Origin of the sequence: Paenibacillus alkalitolerans (assembly GCF_016482785.1) — a bacterium.
Classification (GTDB): Bacteria; Bacillota; Bacilli; order Paenibacillales; family YIM-B00363; genus Paenibacillus_AE; species Paenibacillus_AE alkalitolerans.
In genome coordinates this window covers 22,067-47,461 of record NZ_JAEMXM010000027.1, presented here as the reverse complement: position 1 = coordinate 47,461, position 25,395 = coordinate 22,067, and the positions used below count along the sequence as shown (strand labels likewise).

At 54.5% G+C, this 25,395-nt stretch carries 25 protein-coding genes; 12 read left to right on the top strand and 13 right to left on the bottom strand.

All coding sequences use genetic code 11. The features are described from left to right. The first annotated feature begins 255 nt into the window (after positions 1–255). Positions 256–2,970 (top strand): aconitate hydratase AcnA, encoded by a 2,715-nt coding sequence (gene acnA, locus JET16_RS26060; RefSeq protein WP_199622367.1) that lies wholly within the window; start codon positions 256–258, stop codon positions 2,968–2,970. A gap of 202 nt (positions 2,971–3,172) precedes the next feature. Here the strand turns inward: acnA and JET16_RS26055 are convergent, their stop codons facing one another. The 3 genes from JET16_RS26055 to JET16_RS26045 all read right to left on the bottom strand — a co-directional run bounded on the left by JET16_RS26055 (position 3,173) and on the right by JET16_RS26045 (position 5,152). After that, the gene (locus JET16_RS26055; protein ID WP_199622364.1) at positions 3,173–3,757 is read right to left on the bottom strand and encodes a Spy/CpxP family protein refolding chaperone; all 585 of its coding nucleotides are present in this window, start codon (positions 3,755–3,757) and stop codon (positions 3,173–3,175) included. Continuing rightward, entirely contained in the window at positions 3,744–4,190 is a 447-nt protein-coding gene (locus tag JET16_RS26050) for a MarR family winged helix-turn-helix transcriptional regulator (protein ID WP_199622361.1), read from the bottom strand. The genes JET16_RS26055 and JET16_RS26050 overlap by 14 nt, the downstream gene beginning before the upstream one ends. 215 nt (positions 4,191–4,405) lie before the next feature. Further along, entirely contained in the window at positions 4,406–5,152 is a 747-nt protein-coding gene (locus tag JET16_RS26045) for an IclR family transcriptional regulator (RefSeq protein ID WP_199622359.1), read from the bottom strand. A 248-nt stretch (positions 5,153–5,400) separates the two neighbouring features. Between JET16_RS26045 and JET16_RS26040 the strand changes: the two genes are divergently transcribed. The 3 genes from JET16_RS26040 (at position 5,401) to sigJ (ending at position 8,810) form a co-directional block, all read left to right on the top strand. After that, positions 5,401–6,423, top strand: a complete 1,023-nt coding sequence (locus tag JET16_RS26040) for an alpha/beta hydrolase (protein WP_199622356.1) — start codon at positions 5,401–5,403, stop codon at positions 6,421–6,423. A gap of 120 nt (positions 6,424–6,543) precedes the next feature. Further along, positions 6,544–7,875 carry a phytoene desaturase family protein gene (locus JET16_RS26035; protein WP_199622353.1) on the top strand — a complete coding sequence of 444 codons (1,332 nt, stop codon included), beginning with the start codon at positions 6,544–6,546 and terminating at the stop codon, positions 7,873–7,875. A 26-nt stretch (positions 7,876–7,901) separates the two neighbouring features. Beyond that, positions 7,902–8,810 (top strand): RNA polymerase sigma factor SigJ, encoded by a 909-nt coding sequence (gene sigJ / locus JET16_RS26030; RefSeq protein WP_199622351.1) that lies wholly within the window; start codon positions 7,902–7,904, stop codon positions 8,808–8,810. A 180-nt stretch (positions 8,811–8,990) separates the two neighbouring features. Here sigJ and folE read toward each other — a convergent pair whose 3' ends face one another. The 6 genes from folE to JET16_RS26000 all read right to left on the bottom strand — a co-directional run bounded on the left by folE (position 8,991) and on the right by JET16_RS26000 (position 13,911). Continuing rightward, positions 8,991–9,626 carry a GTP cyclohydrolase I FolE gene (gene folE, locus JET16_RS26025; protein ID WP_199622348.1) on the bottom strand — a complete coding sequence of 212 codons (636 nt, stop codon included), beginning with the start codon at positions 9,624–9,626 and terminating at the stop codon, positions 8,991–8,993. Positions 9,627–9,692: 66 nt separating this feature from the next. Next, complete coding sequence (locus tag JET16_RS26020) at positions 9,693–9,905, bottom strand: YneF family protein (RefSeq protein WP_199622345.1); 213 nt, start codon at positions 9,903–9,905, stop codon at positions 9,693–9,695. Between the two features lie 176 nt (positions 9,906–10,081). Then, on the bottom strand, positions 10,082–11,116 hold the full coding sequence (locus JET16_RS26015; protein ID WP_199622343.1) for an HD-GYP domain-containing protein: 1,035 nt from the start codon (positions 11,114–11,116) through the stop codon (positions 10,082–10,084). Between the two features lie 57 nt (positions 11,117–11,173). Further along, entirely contained in the window at positions 11,174–12,322 is a 1,149-nt protein-coding gene (gene queG / locus JET16_RS26010) for a tRNA epoxyqueuosine(34) reductase QueG (protein WP_199622341.1), read from the bottom strand. Between the two features lie 394 nt (positions 12,323–12,716). Beyond that, positions 12,717–13,241 carry a DUF402 domain-containing protein gene (locus JET16_RS26005; protein WP_233532283.1) on the bottom strand — a complete coding sequence of 175 codons (525 nt, stop codon included), beginning with the start codon at positions 13,239–13,241 and terminating at the stop codon, positions 12,717–12,719. Between the two features lie 244 nt (positions 13,242–13,485). Continuing rightward, positions 13,486–13,911: a GNAT family N-acetyltransferase gene (locus JET16_RS26000; protein ID WP_199622339.1), complete on the bottom strand. Its 426-nt coding sequence runs from the start codon at positions 13,909–13,911 to the stop codon at positions 13,486–13,488. Between the two features lie 275 nt (positions 13,912–14,186). Here JET16_RS26000 and JET16_RS25995 point away from each other — a divergent pair, with 275 nt between their 5' ends. The 5 genes from JET16_RS25995 to JET16_RS25975 all read left to right on the top strand — a co-directional run bounded on the left by JET16_RS25995 (position 14,187) and on the right by JET16_RS25975 (position 19,132). Beyond that, positions 14,187–14,378 (top strand): hypothetical protein, encoded by a 192-nt coding sequence (locus tag JET16_RS25995; RefSeq protein ID WP_199622338.1) that lies wholly within the window; start codon positions 14,187–14,189, stop codon positions 14,376–14,378. A 75-nt stretch (positions 14,379–14,453) separates the two neighbouring features. After that, positions 14,454–15,074, top strand: a complete 621-nt coding sequence (locus JET16_RS25990) for a superoxide dismutase (protein WP_199622336.1) — start codon at positions 14,454–14,456, stop codon at positions 15,072–15,074. A gap of 145 nt (positions 15,075–15,219) precedes the next feature. Then, on the top strand, positions 15,220–16,818 hold the full coding sequence (locus JET16_RS25985; protein WP_199622334.1) for a spore germination protein: 1,599 nt from the start codon (positions 15,220–15,222) through the stop codon (positions 16,816–16,818). Next, positions 16,815–17,993: a GerAB/ArcD/ProY family transporter gene (locus JET16_RS25980; protein WP_199622332.1), complete on the top strand. Its 1,179-nt coding sequence runs from the start codon at positions 16,815–16,817 to the stop codon at positions 17,991–17,993. The genes JET16_RS25985 and JET16_RS25980 overlap by 4 nt, the downstream gene beginning before the upstream one ends. Then, positions 17,990–19,132, top strand: coding sequence for a Ger(x)C family spore germination protein (locus JET16_RS25975; protein ID WP_199622329.1), 1,143 nt, complete (start codon positions 17,990–17,992; stop codon positions 19,130–19,132). Before JET16_RS25980 ends, JET16_RS25975 begins: the two co-directional genes overlap by 4 nt. A gap of 25 nt (positions 19,133–19,157) precedes the next feature. Here JET16_RS25975 and mutY read toward each other — a convergent pair whose 3' ends face one another. Further along, positions 19,158–20,270 (bottom strand): A/G-specific adenine glycosylase, encoded by a 1,113-nt coding sequence (mutY, locus tag JET16_RS25970; RefSeq protein ID WP_199622441.1) that lies wholly within the window; start codon positions 20,268–20,270, stop codon positions 19,158–19,160. Positions 20,271–20,791: 521 nt separating this feature from the next. On the opposite strand from mutY, the gene JET16_RS25965 reads away from it, so the two are divergent. After that, on the top strand, positions 20,792–20,974 hold the full coding sequence (locus JET16_RS25965) for a hypothetical protein (protein WP_199622326.1): 183 nt from the start codon (positions 20,792–20,794) through the stop codon (positions 20,972–20,974). Positions 20,975–21,033: 59 nt separating this feature from the next. On the opposite strand, the gene JET16_RS25960 is transcribed toward JET16_RS25965, so the two are convergent. After that, positions 21,034–22,248 (bottom strand): aminotransferase-like domain-containing protein, encoded by a 1,215-nt coding sequence (locus JET16_RS25960; protein WP_233532281.1) that lies wholly within the window; start codon positions 22,246–22,248, stop codon positions 21,034–21,036. Positions 22,249–22,252: 4 nt separating this feature from the next. Next, positions 22,253–22,666, bottom strand: coding sequence for a holo-ACP synthase (gene acpS / locus JET16_RS25955; RefSeq protein ID WP_199622324.1), 414 nt, complete (start codon positions 22,664–22,666; stop codon positions 22,253–22,255). 125 nt (positions 22,667–22,791) lie between these two features. Between acpS and JET16_RS25950 the strand changes: the two genes are divergently transcribed. Then, complete coding sequence (locus JET16_RS25950) at positions 22,792–23,592, top strand: aminoglycoside adenylyltransferase domain-containing protein (RefSeq protein ID WP_199622322.1); 801 nt, start codon at positions 22,792–22,794, stop codon at positions 23,590–23,592. Between the two features lie 43 nt (positions 23,593–23,635). Here the strand turns inward: JET16_RS25950 and nadE are convergent, their stop codons facing one another. Continuing rightward, the gene (gene nadE / locus JET16_RS25945) at positions 23,636–24,445 is read right to left on the bottom strand and encodes an ammonia-dependent NAD(+) synthetase (RefSeq protein WP_199622320.1); all 810 of its coding nucleotides are present in this window, start codon (positions 24,443–24,445) and stop codon (positions 23,636–23,638) included. A 160-nt stretch (positions 24,446–24,605) separates the two neighbouring features. On the opposite strand from nadE, the gene JET16_RS25940 reads away from it, so the two are divergent. Then, positions 24,606–25,325, top strand: coding sequence for a tyrosine-protein phosphatase (locus JET16_RS25940; RefSeq protein WP_199622310.1), 720 nt, complete (start codon positions 24,606–24,608; stop codon positions 25,323–25,325). Positions 25,326–25,395: the final 70 nt, after the last annotated feature.

The following is a 25,395-nucleotide window of genomic DNA, read 5'->3' as shown; positions in this document are numbered from 1 at the left end:
TATGCGCCGGAACAGGGAACAATGAGTAAAAATTGCCCTTTACCTTCCGCCGCAGAGAGGATATACTAATGATAGATGCATTTTATGAAATCGCGTTTCACTACATGAAACAAGAGAAACTCGCTTCGGCTTGGTCTAAAATGTTTCTCGGGTGCGCCGAGGCAACCGAAGGTTGTCCGCTATGGCAAATATGCTGCAGCAAGACGCGGTTTCGTTTTTTGGCAGGTCATTTTTTACAGGGAGGATGTTGTGAATATGGCTAGACGTGACCATTACTCGGTGCGGAAAACACTGACGGTCGGCAACCAACACTACAATTATTTTTCACTAGCCGATTTGGAGGGCAAGTTTGCGGGCGTTTCGCGTCTTCCGTTCTCCATTAAAGTGCTTCTTGAAGCGGCGGTGCGCCAATTCGACGGACGCGCGATTACGGAGGAGCATGTGGCGCAAATCGCCGGTTGGGCGCAAGGACGCGACCATAACAAGGAGATTCCGTTCATTCCGGCGCGCATCGTATTGCAGGACTTCACGGGCGTACCGGTCGTCGTCGACTTGGCCGCCATGCGCGACACGATGAAGAAGAAAGGCGGAGACCCGAAACGGATCAACCCGCTCGTACCGGTTGACCTCGTCATCGACCACTCCGTTATGGTCGACGCATTCGGCACGGCGAACGCTCTTGAATATAACACGAAAGTCGAGTTCGAGCGCAACGAAGAACGGTACCGCTTCCTTCGTTGGGCGCAAACCGCGTTCGACAACTTCCGCGCGGTTCCTCCTGGCACCGGTATCGTACACCAAGTTAACCTTGAATATTTGGCGTCCGTGGCGGCGACGAAGGCCGTTGACGGCGAGACCGAAGTATTCCCGGATTCCTTGGTCGGTACCGACTCACACACGACGATGATCAACGGCCTCGGCGTCGTAGGCTGGGGCGTCGGCGGCATCGAAGCGGAAGCGGGCATGCTCGGTCAGCCGCTTTATTTCGTAACGCCCGACGTCATCGGCTTCAAGCTGACGGGCAAGCTTGCGGAAGGCGCAACGGCGACCGATTTGGCTTTGACGGTCACGCAGATACTCCGCAAGAAAGGCGTCGTCGGCAAATTCGTCGAGTTCTACGGCTCCGGCTTGAGCGCGATCACGCTTGCCGACCGTGCGACGGTAGCGAACATGGCGCCGGAATACGGCGCAACGATCGGCTTCTTCCCGGTCGACAACGAGACTTTGAATTATCTCCGCGGCACGGGCCGGACGGATGAGCAAGTGGCTCTTGTTGAAGCATACTACAAGGCGCAAGGCATGTTCCGCACGGACGACATGACGGATCCGGTGTTCAGCGACACGATCGAGCTCGATCTCGGCACGGTCGTTCCGTCCCTTGCAGGCCCGAAGCGTCCGCAAGACCGTATAGAATTGACCGCGATGAAGTCGACGTACAATACGATCGTCCGCCAGCCTGTGGACAAAGGCGGCTACGGACTGAGCGAAGAGAAGCTCGCCGAAGCCGTGGAAGTGAAGCATGAGAACGGCGAAACGTCGAAGATGAAGAACGGCGCCGTCGTGATCGCCGCGATCACTTCTTGTACGAACACGTCGAACCCGAGCGTTATGATCGGCGCCGGCTTGCTCGCTAAGAAAGCGGTCGAGCGCGGATTGACGAAACCGGGTTACGTGAAGAGCTCGCTTACCCCGGGTTCGCTCGTCGTTACCGAGTACTTGAAGAACGCAGGCCTTGTCGAACCGCTTGAAGCGCTCGGCTTCCACGTGGCGGGTTACGGCTGCGCGACGTGTATCGGCAACTCAGGTCCGCTTCCGGACGAAGTCAGCAAGGCGATCGCGGACAACGACTTGACGGTCGCGTCGGTTCTTTCCGGCAACCGGAACTTCGAAGGCCGCGTGCACCCGCAAGTCAAAGCAAACTACCTTGCTTCGCCGCCGCTTGTCGTCGCATATGCGCTGGCGGGAACGGTAGATATCGACTTGACGAGCGAGCCGATCGGCACCGACAAGATCGGCCAGCCGGTTTACTTGAAGGACATCTGGCCGTCCTCGAAAGAAATTATAGACACGATTTCCGCGGCGATGAACCCGGAGATCTTTAAGGCGAAATACAGCGACGTATTCCGCTCCAACCCGCGCTGGAACGCCATCCCGGTGGCCGAAGGCGAATTGTACGAATGGGACGACAAGTCGACGTACATCCAAAACCCGCCGTTCTTCACGAACTTGAGCGAGCAGTTGGACGACGTCTCCGACATTCGGGGCGCTCGCGCGCTTGCGTTGATGGGCGATTCCGTAACGACCGACCACATCTCGCCGGCGGGCAACATTAAAGCCGATTCCCCGGCAGGCAAGTACTTGATCGAGCACGGCGTGAAGAAGGAAGACTTCAATTCGTACGGCTCCCGCCGGGGCAACCACGAGGTCATGATGCGCGGAACGTTCGCCAACATCCGCATCCGCAACCAAGTGGCGCCTGGTACCGAAGGCGGCGTAACGAAATATTTGCCGACCGGCGAAGTGATGCCGATCTACGATGCGGCGATGAAGTATCAAGCGGACGGCACACCGACGGTCGTCATCGCCGGCAAAGAGTACGGCACAGGCTCCTCCCGCGACTGGGCGGCGAAGGGCACGTTCCTTCTCGGCGCGAAAGCGGTCATCGCGGAGAGCTTCGAGCGTATTCACCGTTCGAACCTCGTCGGCATGGGAGTGCTTCCGCTTCAGTTCGTCGAAGGGCAGAACGCCGGCACGCTCGGCATCAACGGTACGGAAACGTTCGACATTAGCGGGCTTTCCAACGACGTGAAGCCGGGTCAAACGGTGAAAGTGAAAGCGACACGCACCGACGGCTCCTCCTTCGAGTTGGACGCGGTCGTGCGTCTGGATTCGATGGTCGACGTCGATTACTACCGCAACGGCGGCATTCTTCAGACGGTGCTCCGCCAAATAATGGCCGGTAAGCAGTAAGAAAGTGCAAAAAACGCCCGATTCCAAGCAGTTGCTTGGGTCGGGCGTTTTTTTGTGGCCGCCGCGAAAGTCTGATTCAGATGCCGTGGAGCGGTCGCGAACGCCGGATTTATGCGCTGTAAGCGAAGAAACTTCGGTTGCGCAGCCTCAGAAGCCGATTTTACACATTATAATAGAAATATCCTGTTCCACCGCCAGCTGCTTAATACCCCCCATGCTTTTGATCATGTCCGCCCCCGCTTGCACCATGCTCACCGGTATAACCTCTCAATTCGTTATACCGTTCAACCTGCTCCGCAGTGAGAAGCTTCTTCATCTCAAGGTGGGTTGTAAGATGCGTATACCGCAAACGGCCTTCCGTCTTCGCGATTTCATCGGTAAGGCGCTGAAGCTGCTCATCGGTCGCTTCGCCGGATTTGAACGCGTGATCCAACTCGCGCTCGAGATCGACGATCTTCTCCCCTAGCTCCACAGCCTCTTGTTTCATTCCGGCGAACAACCGCTCCGTCCCTTCCTTCTGTTCCGCGGTCAGCTCCAATTCCTTCTCCATATCAAGCGCATGACGCGGTCCCGGATACCCGTTTACTTCGGCGGCCAGCGCGTAACCCGCGCCTTTGCCGCCAAGCAAGTCGCCGGTTTTCTCGAGGGAAAGAGCGGCGATCTCCCGTTCCTCGTATCCGGCATACGGCGTCCGGTCCGCCGCCGCTTCTTGTTCGTTTGCCGCGCACCCCGCCGAAATCAACAATAGTGCCGCCAGCCCTGCGATGTATACGTTATTTTTTGCCATGATCCGACTCTCCTTCTCTTTTCAACGCACCAATCAATTCTCTAAGACCTTCCTCCACGATTTCCATCCGCTCGTCCGTTAAGGCGCTTGCAACGGCGCGGAATTTCTCCTTTCGGGATTCCTCGATGCGGGTCGCGGTCTTCTCGCCTTGCTCGGTAAGGTACAGCCTCCACACGCGCGAATCTGTTTCGTCCTTGCGCCGGGTGAGCCAACCGCGCTTTGCCAACGAGGCTGCGAGGCGGCTGACGGTGCTTTTCTCCAGCTGGAGCTTAGCCGCGAGCTCGTTTTGGCTCAACCCTGGCGCCTTGCGCAGCTCGCTTAGCGCATGCGCTTCGGATACCGACAGCGGCTGACCGCACGGCGTCCGGTCCGGCTGGTGCAGCCCGAATGTGCGAACGAATTGTATAACTAATTCTTGCAATGTGTCGCTCATCGTGCACCCCCTCATTTGGTTGTATTATACAACTATATAGTTGTATCTCGCAACTGTATATCGCACCTCTTCTCCCCGCGCGGTGAAGCGTGTAGAGTAATTACGTTTGAAAAAGTACCCGATTATGTGTTTATTGTTAAGTGGAACTTCGTCTTGGAGCGCACGATTATGAAGCATGTCGGCCTCGCAGCCCTCGGCGCAAGGATTTGTAAGCGTCACTTCAGCATCTTACCCATACGGCTGGCGGTCTCCATCACCTGCGGAGCGATGTCCCGCATCATCTCCAAGTGGAGCCTGTTCGAAGGGCCGGATACGGCCAGCGCCGCCGCCAGACGCCCGCTATTGTTCATAATCGGAGCCGATACGGCCGCGGCTCCCGGCTCCCTCTCTTCCACGCTCGTTGCGTAGCCGAGCCGGCGTATATCCGCCAGCTGCGCCAAGAATGCGCCCCGATCGACCGATTCCGGCCAAGCGGCGTCGTTCATGATACGGTCGCGCACCTCGTCGTCGGCGAACGCGAGCAGCACTTTGCTCGACGCTCCGACATAGAGCGGCAGACGCGCGCCTATCGGAGCGACCCTTCGTATTGCCTGGTTGCTTTGTACCGCTTGGATGCGGATCCTCTCACTCCCCTCGCGAATGTAAAGAGAGATCGTTTCGCCTACAAGATCACGAAGACGTTCCATCTCCGGGAGGAGGAGCGTCGCGGGATCGTCCGATTGTCCGGCGAGCTGGGCGGACAATTCCCACACGCGAAATCCGAGTCGGTATTTTTCCGTTACCGCATCGCGCACTAGAAAGCCTTTCCCTTCCAACGACGCAAGCAGCCGGTGCACGGTGCTCTTATGGAGCCCGACCTTCTCGGCGATTTCCGTCAATCCCAGGCTGCCATGCTGAGTAAACACCAACAAAATGTCTAGCGCCCGTTCCACTGCGCGAACCGTTAGTTTACCGTCCTCCATCGCTGGTCCCCCCATCGCCCGTCTGTTTCGTATAGTGAAACCATTTTTCATAAAATCAGTATATCCCATCCACTATCAGCCGTAAAGCCTGATAAAATCTTCCCTATTGTTACAGCCAGATTACATTCGGTTAACAAAACGTCGGGGGACATTGACGGATTTGCGGGGCTTTCTTACTATTATAATTAACCTAATTAATCTACAAATGACAGACAAGCCGCGACGGCGCCAAGCAAGGAGGACTTCTCATGGAACCCGTTACGACATCTAGTTTGCCTCTTTCGCCAACACCCGTTGAAACCGCTTCCATATCATTGCCCGTTCCCTACCGCCCCATTGCGGACCAACGAACCGGGCGAAGAAGCTGGTGGCCCGTCATTATTGCCCTATGCCTTGCCGTTATCATTATTGCAATACTTACCGTGGTCTCTCTGTACAGTTATATCGCATGGGTATTGGCACGGCCGGCCGTAGCTCCGCTGCAATCGAACCCCCGGGAAGCCGCGGGTCTCGGCTATGAGAGTGTGGCGTTCTTGAACGAACTCGGCGATCCCAAACCGTTGGAGGGCTGGTATATCCCCTCTTCAACCGGTTCAACGAAGACGATCGTGTTTTCTCACGGGTACGGCGGCAACAGGGAAGAAATATGGGTTCCGATATACGAGCTCGCATCGAACGCGAACCGGCACGGCTATAATGTGCTCATGTTTGATTACGGATACGTCTACAACGAGCGCCGAGTAGTTACCGGCGGCTTCAACGAATCCTACGATTTATTGGGCGCCGTGAAGTACGCCCGCTCCCGCGGCGCGGAAGAAGTATACGTGTGGGGATTTTCGATGGGAGCCGGCACGGCGCTGCAAACCGCTCTACGTACGCATGAGATTGATGCAATGATATTGGACAGCACATTTGTCCTCGAGCCCGATACGCTCTATCACAATTTGAAGCAGTATGCCGATTTGCCGAAAGAGCCGTCATTGACGCTGTTGAAGTGGTTATATCCTATGGTCAACGGTTCCGGCATCGATGAGGTGCCGTACGATAAAGTGAAGAACGCATCCTACAACGTTCCGATCTTCTTTATCCACGGGACGCAGGACGAAAGGTCTCCTTACGAAATTATCGAGTCGATTGCAAAGCTGCAGACCGGCTCGCCTTATTCGGACATGTGGCTCGTTCCCGGCGCGACTCATGAGCTTGTGTATCGGGCGGGGAAAGAGCAGTATTTGGAGAAAACTTTCGCTTTCTTGGACAATGTTTCGCAATAACCGGAGCTCTGGCGCTCTAAGCCGATTTTCCCGCATTTGTGCGGGGATCGGCTTTTTTGTCACAAAAAAGAATCCTATCTCGTCATGCTTGTAGAACAATATGAGAGGATGGCTGAAAAGATGAGTGAGACGAGAGAATTAAAAGGTTACGATGCGGCGGTTGTCGGCGGCGGATTGGCTGGGCTGACGGCGGCGATTTATTTGGCGAAGGCCGGACGCAAGACGGTATTGTTCGAGAAAGGGCGGCTCGGCGGACGGGCGGCGACGGAGTATAAGCAACGCGCAATGTTGAATCTTGGCGCGCATGCGCTGTACTTAACTGGCCCCGGGGCGCAAGTATTGGCGGAGCTCGGCGTACGTCCGAAAGGCGGGAAACCGTCCGGGTACAAGGCGACGGCGGTAACGGCGGACGGAGTGTACCCGTTTCCGGCAAACATCGGGTCGCTCTTTAAGACGAAGCTTCTGTCCTGGCCCGAAAAGCTGGAGCTGGCTAAAGTGATGTCCGCGATCCCGGGGACCGATGCGAAAGCCTTGCGCTCTTTGTCGCTGCGCGAATGGATGGAGCGCGGCGTTCGGCACGAAGGCGTCCGCAAGGTGCTCTATGCGTTCTCCCGGGTTTCCACTTACGCCAATGACCCGGACCTGCAAAGCGCCGAAGCGGCGGTGAAGCAGATGCAGCAAGCTCTCAAAGGCGGAGTGCTCTATGTGGACGGCGGCTGGCAAACAATTGTTGATGCGCTGCGGGAGACGGCTTTGAAGGCTGGAGTGTCGATTGTGCAGGACAAGAAAGTGACACGGGTGGACTGCGGCGGCGGTCAGGCGGCGGTTCGGAGTGTGATTGCCGGTGATAATGAAGCGTTCGACGTTCGCTCCGCGGTTATTGCCGCGAGTCCGGAAGAAGCGTGCCGGCTTGTGTACGGTGCCGAAAGCGCGTCGGTGCGGAGATGGAAAGAAACTAGCGTGCCGGTTCGGGCTGCCTGCTTCGACGTTGTGGTTAGGAAGCTGCCCGTTCCCGACGTTCACTTTGCCATGGGTGTCGACCGTCCGCTCTATTACTCGAACCATTCCAATGCTGCCCGGCTTTCGGAAGATGGTACAATAGTATTGCATCTTATGAAGTATCTTGGCCGGAATCACGACTCCGATCCGCAATCGGTCCGAAACGAGCTGGAGAAAATGCTGGATTGCGTGCAGCCCGGTTGGCGCGAAGTTACGGTGTATGAGCGGTTTCTGCCGAATATGACCGTCAGCCATCGGCTTCACACGACGGATGACGCCCGGCTAAGCCGGCCCGGACCGTCAGTCCCTGAGATCGAAGGGCTGTATGTGGCCGGCGATTGGGTCGGCGAAGAAGGAATGCTCGCTGACGCATCTCTTGCGAGCGGCAGGGCGTCGGCATTGGCGATCGTCCGGGCGACCGGAGGCTTATTCGCACCTGCGAAAGCATTATAAACGCGAAACGGGAAGTGGATGCCGCAATGAGCATTGAAGAGTTGTACCAGGCGCACAAAGGGTTCTTGGTGTCGCTCGCTTACCGGATGCTTTCATCCGTCATGGACGCCGAAGATGTAGTGCACAATGTGTTCCTGACTCTGGATGCTTCGGCGCTTCCCTCACTTCAAAATCCGAGAGCTTACTTGTGCCGACTCGTTACAAACCGGTGCATTGACCAGCTGCGTTCGGCGCGGGTACGGCGCGAATCGTATGTCGGACCGTGGCTGCCGGAGCCGTGGATCGAGTCGCGGCACTCCGCTGACGACAGCTTTGCGGCGGAAGATCCGCTGCGCAGCGCCGTTATGAAAGAGACGCTGTCCATCGCGTTTCTTTTGCTGCTGGAGCGGCTTTCGCCGGTAGAGCGGTCTGTCTACGTGCTGCGAGAGGCATATGCTCTCGATTATGATGAAATCGCGGATGCAACCGGGAAAACGGCGCCCAACTGCAGACAAATATACCGGAGAGCGAAGCTGCGCATCGATTCCGCGCGGAACGCGGCACCGCACGGCGACACAAGACCGGGTGCGGCTGCGGCCGGCGAACCGGCTAAGAGCGCGCTGGTCGAGCGATTCCTGCACGCGCTCGGCAGCGGCAACGTGGGGTTATTGTCCCAACTCTTGAACAAGGACATATCCGTTGTCTCGGATGGAGGCGGCAAAGTTCGCGCCGCCGTCAAGCCTCTCATCGGACGCGATCGAGCCATGGCTTTCTTGTTGGGTATCGTGTCGAAAACTCCCGAAGGCTTCCGCGTGCTTCCGGACGTCATCAACGGCCAACCCGGGCTCGTGCTCTTCCAGGGCGATGCGATGACCGGCACCGTCGCCTTCCGGTTTGAGGGCGAACAGATTGCGGACATTTATCTAGTCTTGAACCCGGAGAAGCTTCCGGCTTAAATAAGAAAAACTTCTATCGAAGTACATTCAAGGATGAGCGACCGCGAGTAAGAGGAAGTTTTTCTTGGTAAAGAATTTACTCATTTCCTGCTGAAGCAGAAAACTTATAAATTCTTTATCGTTAATAAAGGGCCTTCCTTGCCGATAGGATCCGCTATCGCCAGGAAGGCCCTCCTCATGTTAAATCCCGCCCCGCTGCAGAAGCGACATAAACTCCGCGCGCAGCGCCGCATCCGTCCGGAACCGTCCGCGCACGGCGGAAGTGACTGTTACGGCGCCCGGCTTCTTCACGCCTCGCGAGCACATGCACAAGTGCTCGCCTTCGACGACGACCATCGTCCCGTGCGGATGGAGCACTTCCTCGAAAATGTCCGCGATCTGCGACGTTATACGCTCCTGCACTTGCAGCTTCCGCGACACCGCCTCTACCAGTCTTGCAAACTTGCTTAATCCGGCAATACGTCCGCTCGGAATGTAGCCGATATGCACCTTCCCGAAGAACGGGGCCATATGATGCTCGCATTGCGAGTAATATACGATGTCCTTAACGATTACAAGCTCTTCGTGATTCTCGTCGAACGTGACGCCGAGCACTTCCCGCGGGTCCACCTCGTATCCGGCGAATATTTCCTCGTACATTTGGCGGACGCGCTTGGGAGTATCCTCCAGTCCTTCACGGTCGGGATCCTCTCCGATCAGCCGCAAAATTTCGCGGATATGGTGCTCGACCAGTTCCCGGTTTTCATTCACCCGCGAGTTGATATAGTTTTTTACATCCGCATTCGGATTCCGCGGCTCGAATTCATTCGCCCTCATTCTCTTCCTCCCTGCTTGCCTGCTTGTATGCGACCATCATATCTATGATCGGGTTGCCGACAATGCTTATCTTTTTCGCTTCTGCTGGTTTTTCAGCATTTGCTGCATCTGGTTCATCTGTTTCTGGTTCACGTTATAGCCCATCCGTTTGGCCATATCGCGCAGCATTTCCGGATTGTTCTGCATCGATTCCATCTGTTTGCGTAAATAATACACGCCTATAAAGAAGCCGCCGACGAGCCCGACGACAAGCGTAATAATCGGAATCAGAATATCCATATGGAGGTCACCTCAGCAAAAATAAATTGTCGCAAACTCCCACCCATCATAGCATGCCGGAACACGCCGATACAAACGAAATACACCTGCATTATCTATTATATAGGAACATTTGTTTGTGTCAATCTATATTTTGCCACAAATAAAGCCCCTGTCCGGGGCAAGCATCGCATTCGCTAAGTTAGTACGGCATCGATAAACAATGTCGGAAATTTCGCCAAATCGAACTCTTTAATATCGAGTTGTCCTTCATCATGGGCTACGACCCTCACGACCGGACGTCCGGGCAAGCCGCGGTGCTGGCCTACGACTACTCCGGTCTCCTTATTGGTGAGGCGCACGGAAGTCCCTGTCGGATACACCGAGACCGTCTTCAGAAATTCAACGATGACATCTTTATCCAGCTGCTTGCCGGCCATCGCCATTATGCGTTCGCAAGCTTCATGAGGCAGCATGCGCTTCCCGGACTCGCCAAGGCCGGAGAGCAAATTGTCGTACGTATTCGCTACGGCGACGATTTTCGCATACGGATGAATCGCTTCCGACGTCAATCCGCGGGGAACGCCCGTACCGTCGGCGTGCTCGTGATGCTGGAACGCGACGTGGGCGATCAGCAAGCTGTACTCCCGCTTCAGCTTCAGCGTCTCGAATCCTATCCACGTATGGTGACGCTTCGGATCCGCACCTTCGTCGTCTTCCGCCGCGGCGTTTACTTTGCCGATATCGTGCAAAAGCGCGCCGATCGCAAGTTCTTTCAATTGCGTGTACGGGAGCCCCATGTTCATGCCGACGACGCAGGACATCATGCATACGTTCAACGCATGCATGTAATCGGCATTGTCGCTCGAACGTATGTCTGAGAGATGAATGAGAACGTCTTTGTTTTTCATTATGTCGTCAAGCAGCGAATCGATAGCGGCGCTAACCCGCTTCGTGTTGAACTCTTTTCCCGAACGCACCGAACCGAACAAGTCGCTCATTTGTTTAATTACGGCGCGTTTCGTCTCATCGGACACAACGTCCGTAATTTCAATGTCGTCAAAATGCCCGTCCTTCACATATACGAACGCCACGCCTATTCTGCGAAGCGTATTGATCATGAAGACGGTCAACTGCACCCCTTCGGACAACAGGACCGTTCCGTTGTTTGTAAAAATCGACTTGCCTAAAAATTGCCCCGGCTCCAATGAGTCTATCGAAACGTACCTCATAGATGCGCACCTCGTGTCTAACTAGGAAAAATATCCCTTTAAGTTAGTACTATATTATCACGAAACTGATTGTGGGGTTAGCGCTTTTTTTATTTCGTTCAACACTTCTTCGTCGGTCTCCAGACCCACGGCTTCCATGAGAGCTTCCCTGCCTTCATCGCCCCCGATTCGTCCGAGCGCCCAAGCCGCCGTACCGCGGATGACCGGACGTTCGTCGCGCCGCAATAAATCGATGAGCTGCGGAACGGCAGACTTGTCTTTGAAATTGCCGAGAGCGATGATCGCGTTGCGTTGGATCGGTTTCTTCCCCCGCCAGGATGCCGCGCTTTTGCCGAACCGCTCCTTAAATTCGCGGTTGGAAAGCGTCAACAGCGGCTTCAGGAGCGGTTTCGCAATTTCAGGATCCGGCTGAAGCTCGGTATGGTGCGTCCAGTTGTGCCCTCTGTTTTTCGGGCATACCACTTGGCACGTATCGCATCCGTACAGACGGTTGCCGATTTTACGTTTCAATTCGTCGTCCACGAAGCCTTTCGTCTGGGTAACGAAGGAGACGCAGCGCGACGAATTGAGCTGTCCCGGTCCGACGAGCGCCCCTGTCGGACATGCATCGATGCACAGCGTGCAATCGCCGCATGAATCGGTCACCGGGGTGTCGGGCGGAAACGGAATATCCGTAATCAATTCCCCGAGGTACACCCACGAGCCGAATTCGGGCGTGATGACGGCGCAGTTTTTGCCATACCAGCCGATGCCGGCCCGCTCCGCAACCGCTCTGTCGACGAGCGCCCCCGTGTCGACCATCGACTCCATGCGCGCCTCCGGCACCCGGTCGCGGATGAACGACTCGAGCCGGCGAAGCCGGTCGCGCAGCACATCGTGGTAGTCGTCGCCCCATGCCGACCGGGACAATATGCCGCGGTACGCCCCCGGCTCCGACTTCGGCGGATCGCTCATCTTTGACGGATACGCGACGGCGATCGAGACGATCGACCGGGGCTTTCCGCCGGGGAAGCTGAGATGCGGATATACACGCTTATCGAGATCCGGCTCCTCGAATCCGGACTCCCGCCCTTCTTCGCGATGCTTCTGCAGCAGCTCTTTCAATTCAAAGAACGGATACGCCGAAGCGAAACCGATTTTGTCGATACCCAATTCCGGAGCGGCTTCTTGAATTTCGCCCTTCAGCAGTTCCCACCGATTCGGCATGTTTGCACCTCCCTTCGAATTCCCTTGGATGTAGCTTTTACCTTAACGCGCCGGCATACTCCGGCCGTCCACGCCGTAAAGCCTTCTTCCATTTGCTTAACGGAAATTCATGTACTTAAGTTTCATATCGATTGGGGGCAGGAATAGCTTAGCGGAATTTTGTGTGCTTAAACAGTGACGAAACTTGTGGATATCGCTCGAATAGTGGCTATTGAGTACACGAAATTCCGTTAACCTCCAAATCGTATCCAATGCCGTTCAGGTTAAGCACAAGAAATTCCGCTAACGATTTTGCTGCTCGATTCGTCTATTCGTCGCAGCAATTTTCTTATGTGCCGACGGGCAAATATCCGACACTCTATATAAAAACCCGCACCGTGTGCCGGTCCGGGCATTAACACTGCCTATTCTTCCATAATTCATAATAACGCAGTGCCTCATCGTCTTGAAACGGAGGTTTGGAGTCCTTCATCCACTGCACGAGGCGCTCCAGTCCCTGCCTTACTTTCGTCTCCACCACATTCGGATATTGGTATAAAACCCGATGGCTAAGGTACTCCTCTTCATCCACGACGTTGATCGAACCGTCCGAAAGCTTGATTACATCCAAATCGTAGTCGATGTAAGTGATCACATTGCCGTATTCATAATATGGTGACGCAATATTGCAATAATACCGGACGCCTGCCGTCTCCAACAGCGCAACGATGTTGAACCATTGCCCGGGTATGAAATACGTCACGCCGGGAATGCGGGAAACCCACTCTTTCCCGTCCGCCTCGCGAATCCGGGTGCCGTGATTGATCAGCACTTTCATGCCCTGCTCTTGATGATCGGGATGCAATTCGCTGCGGGGAACCGGCCAGTTCTCGTACCACATTCTGTGAAGGTGGCCGTCGTGTTTGAAACTCTTTATCATTATATAGGTCTCGGAATTCATTGCCGTGTCCTTTCGCGTGCGCAAAGCGGCAAAAAGCATATCTGCTGCCTCTTGCGGCGTCGCTTTATGCGGCAAGCGGCCCCGCAACGGGAGATACGCTTTGTTGCTTGTGAAAAAAGAAAAACTTCTTCGGTAGCCGGTTGACGGTTAGAGGAAGTTTTTCATTCGGAGCCGATTCAAATTATTATACACTACACGTACATTAAAATAAAGATCGCGTCAATTACGACCCTGTGACAATGCTTAATTTATTGAATTTCTTCGTGAATTGCTGAATGCCGAATCCGAGGGATTCGTACAAGGGAAGAACCGGTTCATTATGCATATCGACCGGGACGAATATGCGGTTCACTTTACGTTGGAGAAATCGTTCTTGAAGCGCCTCGATCATGGCTTTGCCGATGCCTTGGCGGCGATGCGCGGGGGCGACGGCGACACGGTAGTAATAACCGTCGTTCTTATCGATGGTTCCGATGACCACACCCACGAGTTGGGAATGTTTCTCGGCTACAAAAACAAGACTGCTGTCCCAAGAAAGCTGTCGAGCGAAAGCCTCCATCGTGTCATGGTAACACTGATCCGATAGAGAGGCTTGCAATAGTTCCGTTACTGCAGCACAATCCGACAATTGAAACGTACGAACGTTCATCTGCTTCTCTCCCCATATCCACGTAATTCGCTTGTAACAATTTCGACAAAAAATCACAAATTCCTCCCGAATTCTTAAATTTTCATTAAAAAAGTGAGAAAACCTTCATTTTTTTCATGAAAGCGCTTATTTTAAAGCGTTTACATCCAATATGCTCTTTTTTCTACCGATAGATATGATTTTCAATCGCATGAATAAAACGGTATGACTTTAGCCATCCTAATACATTGGGTAGGAAAAACTCCCGAAACGGTCGCTTTTGGAGGTGGTGGGAATTGGGTGAAGTGCGTTTGCTGCAGGATTTAACGGACGTCGTGTTAAACGAATGGTCCGACGAGGAGCTTCGGCGTTACGATTCGGTATTAAGCGATGTGTCGCCTTGGTTGAATTCGCAAGGTGTATCGCTTCACCACCAAGTGATCGACGAGCGGAAAAGGCGGATCGGCGGACCGACTTTCGAAACATAAGTGTTGATTTATTATGGAAAATGGGGGATAATGATCGTGTTACTAAATTACATATTATTGGGAGGTTTGCTGCTAATGCCACATCAATTGCCACCGTTGCCTTATCCAAACAATGCATTGGAACCGCATATCGATGAGACGACCATGATGATTCACCACGACCGCCACCATGCGACATACGTGAACAACTTGAATGCCGCGCTCGAGAAATATCCGGAACTTCAAAATAAATCTTTGGAAGATTTGATCTCGGACCTGAACTCGGTGCCGGAAGATATCCGCACGGTCGTCCGCAACAACGGCGGCGGTCATGCGAACCACTCCCTCTTCTGGGAAACGATCGCTCCGAACGCGGGCGGAGAACCGACAGGCGCTTTGAAAGCCGCGATCGATTCCGAGCTTGGCGGCTTCGCAGCATTCAAAGAAGCGTTCACTAAGGCCGCTACGACCCGCTTCGGTTCCGGCTGGGCATGGCTTGCAGTGGATAAAGCGGGCAAGCTTGTCGTCACTTCCACGCCGAACCAAGACAGCCCGGTCATGGAAGGCATGACTCCGATCCTCGGTCTCGACGTATGGGAGCATGCATACTACTTGAAGTATCAAAACAAACGCCCGGATTACATCAACGCCTTCTACAACGTAATCGACTGGAACGCTGTAGGCCAACGCTACCAAGCGGCGAAAGCCGGCAAGTAATCCTCGCCAACAACCAAAGGACGCATCGACCGATCATTCGGACGAAGCGTCCTTTTTTTCGTCTTCTATCAGTTCCAAAGCGCTCTCCAATGCATAATTTTCATAGCCGAGGGTATCTCTAACCATAGGAAAGAAAGGTGGGCCTATGTTTAGAAAAAGAAATTCGCCGCTCCTGGTCGGAAAAGCGAGAATGCGGCAAACGATCGAGTCCCAGTTGAACGAGAAGCTTTCTTCCTTAAAGGAACTGCCGCTGTCCGCCAATTTAAAGACGAACCTCGAATTGCTTGAACAGACTCTGGGCAAGAGCGACGATTTTGTGGTGCGGCAATTTTACATAGGGGGCGGCCTGAACCGTCAATCGGCCGTCGTGTTTATTGACGGATTGATCGATTCGTCGATAATCGATCATTTTATTCTCAAAGCGTCGATGATCGACTGGAGCGGCAACGATCCGGGCTCGCAAGAAATAATCGAGTACATAAAGAATTACGGCGTTCCGGTGAACGAAGCGGGACAAACCGACCGTCTTCATAAAGCGGTGCAAAGCGTTCTGTCGGGCGACTCTTTGCTGCTGACCGACGGTACGCCGCAGGCGCTGCTGCTGAATACGAAAGGTTGGGAGAAGCGCGGCGTCGAAGAGCCGAGGACGGAAGCGGTCGTACGCGGCCCCCGGAACGGATTCACGGAAACGTTAAGAATCAATACCGCACAAGTTCGGCTCCGATTGAAGGATCCGGATCTTCGGGTGAAAAATTTGACGGTTGGAGAACGGGGCAACACCGATGTAGCCGTTATGTATATCGAGGGCTTGGCCAACAAGGACATCGTAGATGAAGTCATACGGCGCATCGAAGCGATCAAGATCGATGCGGCCATCGACAGCGGCTATATCGAGCAGCTTATCGAAGATTCGCACTGGAGTCCCTTTCCCCTCATTCAAAACACCGAGCGTCCGGATAAAGCGGTTGCGAATCTTCTTGAAGGCAAGGTGCTCGTCATCAGCGACGGCACGCCGTTCGTATTGATCGCCCCTGCCGTCTTTTCCCAGTTTTATCACAGCCCGGAGGACTATTACGAGCGCTTTCTCATCAGTACGCTTATCCGGTTCATCCGGGTCATCAGCATGATTATGGCTCTCTTGCTGCCTTCTTTGTATATCGCATTCAGTTCCTTTCATCCCGAGATGATCCCATCCCGTCTCGTCATCGCAATGGCGGCCGGGCGTTCCACGGTTCCGTTCCCTTCTATCGTCGAAGCGTTCCTGATGGAAGTGACGATGGAGGTGCTGCGGGAGGCGAGCGTGCGTCTGCCCGGTCCGATCGGACCGACCATAGGAATTGTCGGCGCGCTCGTCGTCGGACAGGCTGCCGTTGAAGCCGGAATCGTCAGTCCCATCATGGTTATCGTCGTGGCGCTCACGACGATAGGTTCGTTCGCGTCCCCCAGCTACAGCGCCGCCATCGCATTGAGGATGCTGCGTTTTCCGATGATGATGGCTGCAGCGATGTTCGGCTTATACGGCATTATGCTGCTTATCATCATTATCATTATCCATCTGTGCTCGTTGAAATCGTTCGGCGTGCCTTATTTGGCGCCGCTCACGCCGTTTCGCAGCAAAGATATGAAGGACACGTTTTTTCGCGCTCCGTTATACAGGCTGAGGAACAGGCCCAGCTTCTTAAAGCTTGAAGACAAGCAGCGCGCCATCGCAGACAAGGACGGAAAAGGAGCGGAAAGCAGATGAACCGACAAAGTCAGCACAAGCCCGTCATCAGCCCCCGTCAATCGTCCTCCCTCGTCTCAAGCACGATCATCGGGGTCGGCGTCCTCACTTTGCCCAGAGCTACAACCGAATACGCCAAGCAATCCGGTTGGCTGAGCGTCGTCCTCGGGGCGATTTGCGCGATGGTGGCAGTCGCAGTGATCACTTCCTTGGCAAGAAGATTCCCGGGAAAAAGCATTGTGGCTTTTAGCGCGGAAATATTAAGCTTAGGAAGGAACAAAACGGCCGGCAGGGTTATCAGCTTTCCCTTTCTATTGTTGTATTTCGCGTATTGGGGATTCACCACGGTGATTGTGGCGCGCATTTTCGGCGAAGTCGTCATTACGACGGTTTTAACGGAAACGCCGCTTGAGGTCATCATTACTACGATGCTGCTGACCTCGCTGGTGCTTATATTCCAAGACGTGGAAGTTCTGGCCCGGGTCAACGAGATTTTGCTTCCGATTATTGTCATTCCCGTATTAATCATCGCCCTTTCGTCCTACCAGAGCGCGAAGCTGTACAATCTGTTTCCTATGAGGGAGGGCGTAGATTGGATGTCCTTCTTGACGGGGATCATGTACACATCGTTTTCTTATCTGGGTTTCGAAGTGTTGACGCTGTTTCTGGCCCATACGCATTCCGACCGGAAATTGCTTCGGTTAAATTTGCTCGGCATCGCCATCCCCGGCTTGGTGTACACGCTGATTGCCTTCTCCGGCATTGCCGTATTCGGCGTGGACGAACTGCGGCTCCTCGCATGGCCTACATTGGAGCTGGTTAAAGTGACGGAAGTGCCCGGGCTCATATTGGAACGGCTGGAATCGGCGTTTCTCGGCGTTTGGGTCGCGGCGGTGTTTACGACGACGGCAAATTTGTACTACTCCTCATGTTTAATCATTAAACAGATGTTAGGGTTTAAAGGACACAGAATCATAGCGCTCGTCCTCTTCCCTGCGTATTATTACATATCGCTGCTTCCGCAAAATATTCACTCTTTGTTCGAGTATCAGACGCATTTAAGTTTTGTGGGAGCGATCATAGCGCTTATTATTCCGTTGATTCTGTTGATCGTTGCCGTGATTCGAAGGAAAGGGGATCCGTACAACCCTCTTGAAACGGAAAGCGGATCCGGCGGGAAAGGTGAGACGTCATGAGAAATGCGCGGGCGATCTTCATCATTGCATGCTTATTGCTCGCAGCTCAATTGCTGGCCGGCTGTTGGGATCAGCGGGAAATTGAAGAGCGCATTTCCGTCGTTGCGATCGGAGTAGACCGGGTTGAAAAAGACGGAAAAAAACTGATGCAGGTAACCGTGCAAATCCCGATACCGATCAAGATTGCCGGCTCAACGGGCGGCGGAGGCGGCGGAGGCGATCCCGTCAAAGTGATGAGCGATTCCGGCCGCACGGTAGTTGAGGCATTGGAAAATTTGCAAACCCGGTTGAATCAACAGCTGTTTTTCGGCCACACGCGGGTCATCGCCATCGGCGAACCGTTGGCGCGCGAAGGAGTGAACGACATCATGGACACTTTTCGCCGCAATCCTCAATTTCGCCGGCTGTTATGGCCGCTTGTAGTAAAAGGCAAAGCCATAGAACTCCTTACGGCGAAACCGGAAATCGAACAAATCCCGACAGTGTTTATTATGACGATGATCGAGAACGGCAGCAGAACGGGGCGAATCCCCGATATGAATTTGGGCAAATTTTACATCGCATTGTCTTCACCGTCCGAGCAGCCATTTCTAAATTATATCGAGGTGAAAAATAACGATATCCGATGGCGCGGTATCGCCGTCTTTCGACAGGACAACATGGTCGGGACTCTAAGCGACAACCTGACATGGCAGATGATGCACATCAAGGAAAAAAGAGAGGGCGGCCCCATCGTAATCGAGTATAAGGGAAAACCCGGCCAGTTCCTGTCGTTCAATACGAAAACCATTGAGTTGGAAGACCGTTACGGTTACGAAAACGGCCGCGTGAAAATCAATGTGAAGGTGACTGTGGAAGGAGATTTGATAGGTAAAACGGTCGACGCCAATTTTTCGGATCAAAGCGCTATCCGGCAGCTGCAGAAAGACGCCGAGGAGTATATGGAGGAAAAGACGAGAAAGATGCTCGACAAGCTGCAAAAAGAGTATAAGTCGGACATCTTGGGCTTCGGGAGCCAGTTAAAGGCGTATCATCCGGATATTTGGAGGAAAGTGGATTGGCAAAAGGAGTTCCCGAAAGCCGATATCCACGTTTCCTATGACATCAAGCTGCGCAGAACCGGTATGGAGATGGAGTAATACCTAGCAATTTCGGTTCTGCGCCCTACTGCATAAACCCCGCATCGCGAAGAATGCGGATGAACACGTTCGGCAGCGGATGGTTCTCCAGCTCCCCGGCGCTTATCCACCGGTATGGCGCTTGCGGCTGCAAGTCGCCGCCGCCGGAAGCGGTCAAGCGCAGCACGCGCATGTGCCAATGGATGTGGCTGAACGTATGCTCCGCGACTCCCAGCGTTCCCCCGGGCGACGCTGCGACGCCGGAGTCGCCTGCGAGCCGTTCGGACAGCAGCTCCCCAAGCGGTTCGTCGGCGATCGCCGCCGGCCAGCCCGCCTCGGAGAACTCCACATGCGGCAGCTCCCACATGCTCGCGAGCAAGCCCGCAGCAGGCCGTTGACGCAAGAGCACGCGGCCCTGAAGTTCGCCCTCGCCCATGACGAGCGCACATGCCCGGTACTCCGGCCGGGGCGGCTTCGCTTTCGTCTTGAGCGGCAGCGATTCTTCTTTGCCCGCCAAGCGCCCTGCGCACCGTTCCATCACAGGGCATATAAGACAATTCGGAGATTTCGGCACGCACACTAATGCGCCGAGCTCCATGAGCGCTTGATTGAAATCGGAGGCCTCCCCTTCCGGAATGAGCTCGTACGCCAGTCGTTCCATGTAAGCCCTTGTCGCGCCCTTCGCAATATCTTCTTCTATGAGGAAGAACCGCGAAAACACCCGCATCACGTTGCCGTCCACCGCCGGTTCCCTGCGGTTGAACGCGATGCTCATCACCGCGCCCGCGGTATACGGGCCTATCCCCTTCAGCGCCGCAAATTCGTCTTTCCTGTCCGGGACCCGACCTCCGTACCGCTCCGCAACTTCCCGCGCGGCAGACTGCAGGTTGCGGGCCCGTGAATAGTAACCGAGCCCTTCCCACGCCTTGAGCACTTGTTCCTCGGGAGCAGCCGCCAGCGCTCCTACCGTCGGAAATAAAGACAGAAACCGCTCGTAGTAAGGCTTGACCGTCTCCACTCTCGTCTGCTGCAGCATAATTTCAGACACCCAAATATGATAAGGATCGCGGCTGCGTCTCCACGGCAAATCCCGTTTCTGCACGCGGTACCAATCCAGCAGCTCCCGGCTGAAATAACGCATAGTTTCCGATTCGTACATTCCCTGCTCTTCCCCTCTCTCTCTCCACAAGATCATAGCATGCCTTCATGCCGCTTCCAAGAGCGCATCATCCTGATCACCCAGCCCTCTTCCCTACTGATTCGAGGGGGATTGCCGATAAAGGTTAACTGGAGGAGAAATATCGTGAAAACCCGGTTTAAGGTCAAAAACTGACCCTATTTGATGTGATAAGGTCATTTTTTGAGCTTATTTAATCCGGGATCGGCACTTTGAACCAGATAGGGTCAAAAATTGAGCTTATAATCGCTAAGACCTTTCGTATTGTTCCGATCGGAGCCGGATAGGGTCAAAGGTTGGCCCTATGCGAGTTGATAAGGTCAAAAGTTGACCTTATCATTTTCCGGCACTGGTACACTCGTATCATCGCCTCTGCATAGGCGCTTTGAAATGGAGGAGAGCAGCTATTGTTGATAGCCGGCGGAAAGTTTCCTTTTTGCATGCGACCCGGTTATTAGGAAACAATATGTTCGCCGCAAGTAACGATTACAAAGGAGACGATCATGGAAAAACCCTCTGAAAATACCGCTAAGCAAGGTGAAGAGTTTATCCCACATGAGACGAATGCAGGGTTCGGCGACCAAGGGTTTGAAACGGACGTACCGGGCAACTACGAAAACGAGCTCGCCGGAACGCCGAAGAGCATGACCGGTTTCGACAAGAAAGCGCCCGGACGGCTGGGTTGACGCATCAAGGGGCTGTTTCGCACGCATCCTCGGATGACTTGCGGAACAGCCCCTAATAATTACCGCATGTGCAGCTTTATTACGCTTCCCAACTTCGCGATGCCCTCTGCGATTCGTTCCTCGGAACAATTGGAATAGTTCAGCCGCATCGTGTTCTGATGCCCTCCGCAGGGGAAGAACGGACCTCCCGGCACGAACGCCACGCCCTGTCCGACGCTGTCCAGCAGCACCTTCTTCGCATCGACTCCGGCAGGCAGCTCCACCCATAAGAACAAACCGCCTTGAGGCGTCGTATGCCGGATCCCTTCCGGAAACCGCTCCGCTATCGCCCCGACCATCGCATCGCGCCTCTTTCCGTACACCGAGCGGAGCATCGCGATATGTTCATCCGTATCGTAATGCTCCAAGTACAGACTGATTTCGCGCTGATTAATCGAGGACGTATGCAAATCCGCCGCCTGCTTGGCAAGCACGTATTTTTCCCTCAATGCTTCATCAGCCACAATCCACCCTACTCGATAACCCGGGCAGAATGTCTTGGAGAACGTCCCCAGAAACACGACCCGGCCTTCCTCATCCATCGATGCAAGCGAAGGAAGAATCTCCCCTTCGAATCTCAGCTCTCCGTATGCGTTATCCTCGATAATGACCGCGTTCGTTCCGGAAGAGCGAACAACGTCCATAAATTGTTTGCGGCGCTCAAGCGTCCATGTGCGTCCCGTCGGATTTTGAAAATCCGGAATGACATAAATAACCTTCACATTCGGTTCTCGTGCGAGCGCTTTGCGCAGCGCCTCCGGGTCCATCCCGTCATCGTCCGTAACGACTTCTACAAATCTCGGTTCGTACGCCTTGAACGCTTGAATGGCCCCCAGGTAAGTCGGACTTTCGCAAACAACGGTGTCGCCTTTATCGAGGAACAGCTTTCCGGTTAAATCCAGCCCTTGCTGAGAGCCGCTTGTTAACAAGATGTTGCTCTCTCCCGCCCGTGTGCCAAATACACGGTTCATCCGCCCGGCGATCGTTCGCCGAAGCGGCGCATATCCTTCCGTAGTCGAATACTGGAGCGCTTCTTTCCCGAACCGCTCGAGCACCAACCGGCTAATCTCGCCGATGCGCCCGATCGGAAACAGCTCCGGATCCGGAAGGCCGCCCGCGAACGAAATCATATCCGGCCGCTCCGTCACTTTCAATATTTCGCGAATTTCCGACGCTTTCATGCCTTCCACCCGATCGGCGAACGGCCAACGCACGCCCTTGTCGATTTGCCTCATCTCTCTACTCCCCCAATCGTTCCGCCACGGCGAACGCCGCGGCGAGCCCGTCCGAATGTGTAATCGATATATGTATCGCGGGACGGCTCCGAACCGTTCCGTCATAGCCCAACCGGTTCCAAGCGGAATCGCTCAACACGCATACCGGCTTTCCGGATTCGCCAGGCAATATCTCGATGTCGCGCAGTCCGACAAGCGCGCCAATGCCGCATCCGAGCGCCTTCACTACGGCTTCCTTCGCCGCCCAGCGTCCCGCTATGAATTCGACGTAACGCCTCCGGTTGGCGCTTCGTCCAACAGCGATCCGCCTCTCGGCCTCCGTCAACACCCGTCTCAGGAAAGCCTCGCCGCGGCTGCCGTCGAGCAGCCTCGCCATCCGGTCCATTCCGGCAATATCCGTACCGATTCCGACAATCATGTCCTGTACGCCCCTCGTCCTGTTCAAAATATTATTTATCAGTGTAGCGGAAATGTGATGAAAGTGGAAATGCATTTTTGAAAAAGGATACAATATTCCCGTAACAAGGAAGGAGAGTGGCAGGATTGAAATGGCCGAATGTGCCGGACAACGTCAGAGATCTGGCCGGCCGGCTCGTCGAGACGCTGCTGCATGAGCTTGGAGATAACGCGTTGGGCATATATTTACACGGCTCCCTCGCCTTGGGCGGCTTTCAACCGGAGCGGAGCGATCTGGATATTCTGGTTGTGACGAAAGAAAGCACGGATATTCAAGTGAAACAACGTCTCGCGGAAAAGCTTCTGCTTCTTTCATTGCATCCGATACCGGTTGAACTTCATATATGTGCGTTCGATCAGCTGCAGCCGTGGAAGTATCCGTACCCTTTCGACATGCATTATAGCGAGGGTTGGCGCGGGAGATTGGCAAGCGGCTTATCCGCCGGAACGTCCGAAGCTCTTCCGGTGATGAGCGGCGGCGAGGACCCCGACTTGGCGGCGCACATCACCGTAGTCCGCGAGCGGGGAATCGTGATGTGGGGACGGCCGGTCGCCGAAGCGTTCCCTCCCGTTCCGGCGGAACATTATTTGGACGCTATCTTGTCCGATGTAGACGTCGAGTTCGGCGCAATTTCCAAGCAGCCGGTTTATTACGTGCTCAATCTTCTCCGGGTCGTGAAATACGTGTCGGACGGCTCCGTCGTATCGAAGGAGGAAGCCGGCGTATGGGGTTTGGCGGCAATGCCGTTTCACATTGAAGTGATTGCGATGGCGCTGCAATTTTACAGGCGGCCCGAACGGAACGAATCGCTGCATTTCGACGTCGAGCCGCTTCGGCTCTTTATGAAGTCTTGCCGAGCACGCATAACCCGAGACGAAGCCCCCTGACAGCAGGGGATTCATCTCGGGTTTTTGCCGGCTGCCGTCTGCTTTAAATTCCCGGAATCGGCGAGCGCTTATGCTCCGTCTTCAAATATTGCTTCTCCAGCTTCTCCCGGACCGCCGGATCGATCTCCTTCCCTTCGAGGTAGTCCGAGTTCGCGTCATACGTGATGCCGAGCTCCCCCTCGTCCGTTTGCCCTTCCCACAGGCCGGCGGTCGGCGCTTTCGTAACGATATGCTGCGGCACGCCGAGCCGCTCCGCGAGCATTCGCACCTGCCGCTTGTTCAATGAAGTCAGCGGCGTGATATCGACCGCGCCGTCGCCGTATTTCGTGAAAAATCCGGTAATCGCTTCCGATGCATGATCCGTGCCGACGACGAGCAGATTCATTTCAAAAGCAAGCGCATACTGCAGCACCATTCTCGTCCGCGCCTTCACATTCCCTTTGCCTTCTTTGCTCAGATGGCGGTGAATGCCGAGCGCCTTCAAGGCGTATTCGGCTTCCAACGCAATTTCGTTCACCGCTTCGAGAATGTTCGTCTCGACCGTGTAGCGAAGGCCGAACGCTTTGGCGACCGACCGGCTGTCCTCAATATCGACTTGTTCCCCGTATGGCTGAAGCACGCCTACGGTGCGGTAATCGAGACCGGTCTCTTGGCTGAGCTCATCGGTCGCCTTCTTGCACAGACCCGTCGTGACCGCGCTGTCCACGCCTCCGCTGATTGCAATGAGCAGCCCCGTCGTTTTCGAATTTTTCACATATTCCTTCAAAAAATCGACGCGGCGCCGAATCTCATGATCGGGATCGATCGCCGGCTTCACGCCCAACCGCGAAATGATTTCCTGCTGCAAGCTCATCCTCTCCACCTCTTCACTTTATCTTATCAAGGATTGTACCGCTTCCGGCACGGAAAATCCAACCCGGCCGTCTAAAAAAGCTCGTCTAATGGCGTGGATTTTTCCTTTGCCCTCTGATACTATGTCCATAATTAAATATTCATGAGGAGGGAGACCGCGTATGATAGACATTCACTGCCATATCCTTCCCGGCGTAGACGACGGCGCGATCGATATGGCCATGGCCGTAGGAATGGCGCGGCTTGCGCACGAAGACGGCATTAGAACGATAGTAGCTACGCCGCACTTCAACAGTGTTTTCTTGGTGGAAAGCGGCACCGTGAGGGCGAAAGTAAGCGAGCTGCAAGCGGAGCTCGACCGGTTGAATATTCCTCTTGCAATTCTTCCGGGCAACGAGCTGCGGTTGGAAAGACCGCAATTCATATATGAAGCTCTGAAAGAAAAGCGGTTCTGTTACTTGGCGGATAATCCGGGTTACGTCCTAATGGAGCAATCTTGGGAGGGTTATAACGAGGAAACTCCCGACGTTGTCGAGCGGCTTCGCGCGCAGGGAACCACCGTTATTCTTCCGCACCCGGAGCGGCACATCTTCTTCCGGCAGCAGCCGGAATTGCTTGAGGAACTGCTTGGCATAGGCGTCTGGACGCAAGTGTCCGTCGACAGCCTCATCGGCAACAACGGCGCCGAGGCGGAGGCGTTCGCGCTGTCGCTCGTCGATCAAGGTCAGGCGCACACGCTGGCAACAGACGCGCACAACTTGCGGCGCAAACCGAACCTGTCGCTCGGATACAAGCTCGTCGAGGAACGGGCAGGCGCGGATGCCGCGAAGCAAATACGCGATCGAATGGAACTCATTGTCGCATCTTCGATTTATAAATAGGCTGCATCCGTTTTCTCAAGAGATTAGGTCATCGTTTTTCCGCTAATTTTCATCAAACAGCATTATATAG

What these genes read in the sequence shown, in the direction of transcription:
- acnA (WP_199622367.1), top strand. Translation starts at nt 256, where the DNA reads ATGGCTAGACGTGACCATTACTCGGTGCGGAAAACACTGACGGTCGGC.
- JET16_RS26055 (WP_199622364.1), bottom strand. Translation starts at nt 3,757, where the DNA reads ATGGCAAAAAATAACGTATACATCGCAGGGCTGGCGGCACTATTGTTG.
- JET16_RS26050 (WP_199622361.1), bottom strand. Translation starts at nt 4,190, where the DNA reads ATGAGCGACACATTGCAAGAATTAGTTATACAATTCGTTCGCACATTC.
- JET16_RS26045 (WP_199622359.1), bottom strand. Translation starts at nt 5,152, where the DNA reads ATGGAGGACGGTAAACTAACGGTTCGCGCAGTGGAACGGGCGCTAGAC.
- JET16_RS26040 (WP_199622356.1), top strand. Translation starts at nt 5,401, where the DNA reads ATGGAACCCGTTACGACATCTAGTTTGCCTCTTTCGCCAACACCCGTT.
- JET16_RS26035 (WP_199622353.1), top strand. Translation starts at nt 6,544, where the DNA reads ATGAGTGAGACGAGAGAATTAAAAGGTTACGATGCGGCGGTTGTCGGC.
- sigJ (WP_199622351.1), top strand. Translation starts at nt 7,902, where the DNA reads ATGAGCATTGAAGAGTTGTACCAGGCGCACAAAGGGTTCTTGGTGTCG.
- folE (WP_199622348.1), bottom strand. Translation starts at nt 9,626, where the DNA reads ATGAGGGCGAATGAATTCGAGCCGCGGAATCCGAATGCGGATGTAAAA.
- JET16_RS26020 (WP_199622345.1), bottom strand. Translation starts at nt 9,905, where the DNA reads ATGGATATTCTGATTCCGATTATTACGCTTGTCGTCGGGCTCGTCGGC.
- JET16_RS26015 (WP_199622343.1), bottom strand. Translation starts at nt 11,116, where the DNA reads ATGAGGTACGTTTCGATAGACTCATTGGAGCCGGGGCAATTTTTAGGC.
- queG (WP_199622341.1), bottom strand. Translation starts at nt 12,322, where the DNA reads ATGCCGAATCGGTGGGAACTGCTGAAGGGCGAAATTCAAGAAGCCGCT.
- JET16_RS26005 (WP_233532283.1), bottom strand. Translation starts at nt 13,241, where the DNA reads ATGATAAAGAGTTTCAAACACGACGGCCACCTTCACAGAATGTGGTAC.
- JET16_RS26000 (WP_199622339.1), bottom strand. Translation starts at nt 13,911, where the DNA reads ATGAACGTTCGTACGTTTCAATTGTCGGATTGTGCTGCAGTAACGGAA.
- JET16_RS25990 (WP_199622336.1), top strand. Translation starts at nt 14,454, where the DNA reads ATGCCACATCAATTGCCACCGTTGCCTTATCCAAACAATGCATTGGAA.
- JET16_RS25985 (WP_199622334.1), top strand. Translation starts at nt 15,220, where the DNA reads ATGTTTAGAAAAAGAAATTCGCCGCTCCTGGTCGGAAAAGCGAGAATG.
- JET16_RS25980 (WP_199622332.1), top strand. Translation starts at nt 16,815, where the DNA reads ATGAACCGACAAAGTCAGCACAAGCCCGTCATCAGCCCCCGTCAATCG.
- JET16_RS25975 (WP_199622329.1), top strand. Translation starts at nt 17,990, where the DNA reads ATGAGAAATGCGCGGGCGATCTTCATCATTGCATGCTTATTGCTCGCA.
- mutY (WP_199622441.1), bottom strand. Translation starts at nt 20,270, where the DNA reads ATGTACGAATCGGAAACTATGCGTTATTTCAGCCGGGAGCTGCTGGAT.
- JET16_RS25965 (WP_199622326.1), top strand. Translation starts at nt 20,792, where the DNA reads ATGGAAAAACCCTCTGAAAATACCGCTAAGCAAGGTGAAGAGTTTATC.
- JET16_RS25960 (WP_233532281.1), bottom strand. Translation starts at nt 22,248, where the DNA reads ATGAGGCAAATCGACAAGGGCGTGCGTTGGCCGTTCGCCGATCGGGTG.
- acpS (WP_199622324.1), bottom strand. Translation starts at nt 22,666, where the DNA reads ATGATTGTCGGAATCGGTACGGATATTGCCGGAATGGACCGGATGGCG.
- nadE (WP_199622320.1), bottom strand. Translation starts at nt 24,445, where the DNA reads ATGAGCTTGCAGCAGGAAATCATTTCGCGGTTGGGCGTGAAGCCGGCG.
- JET16_RS25940 (WP_199622310.1), top strand. Translation starts at nt 24,606, where the DNA reads ATGATAGACATTCACTGCCATATCCTTCCCGGCGTAGACGACGGCGCG.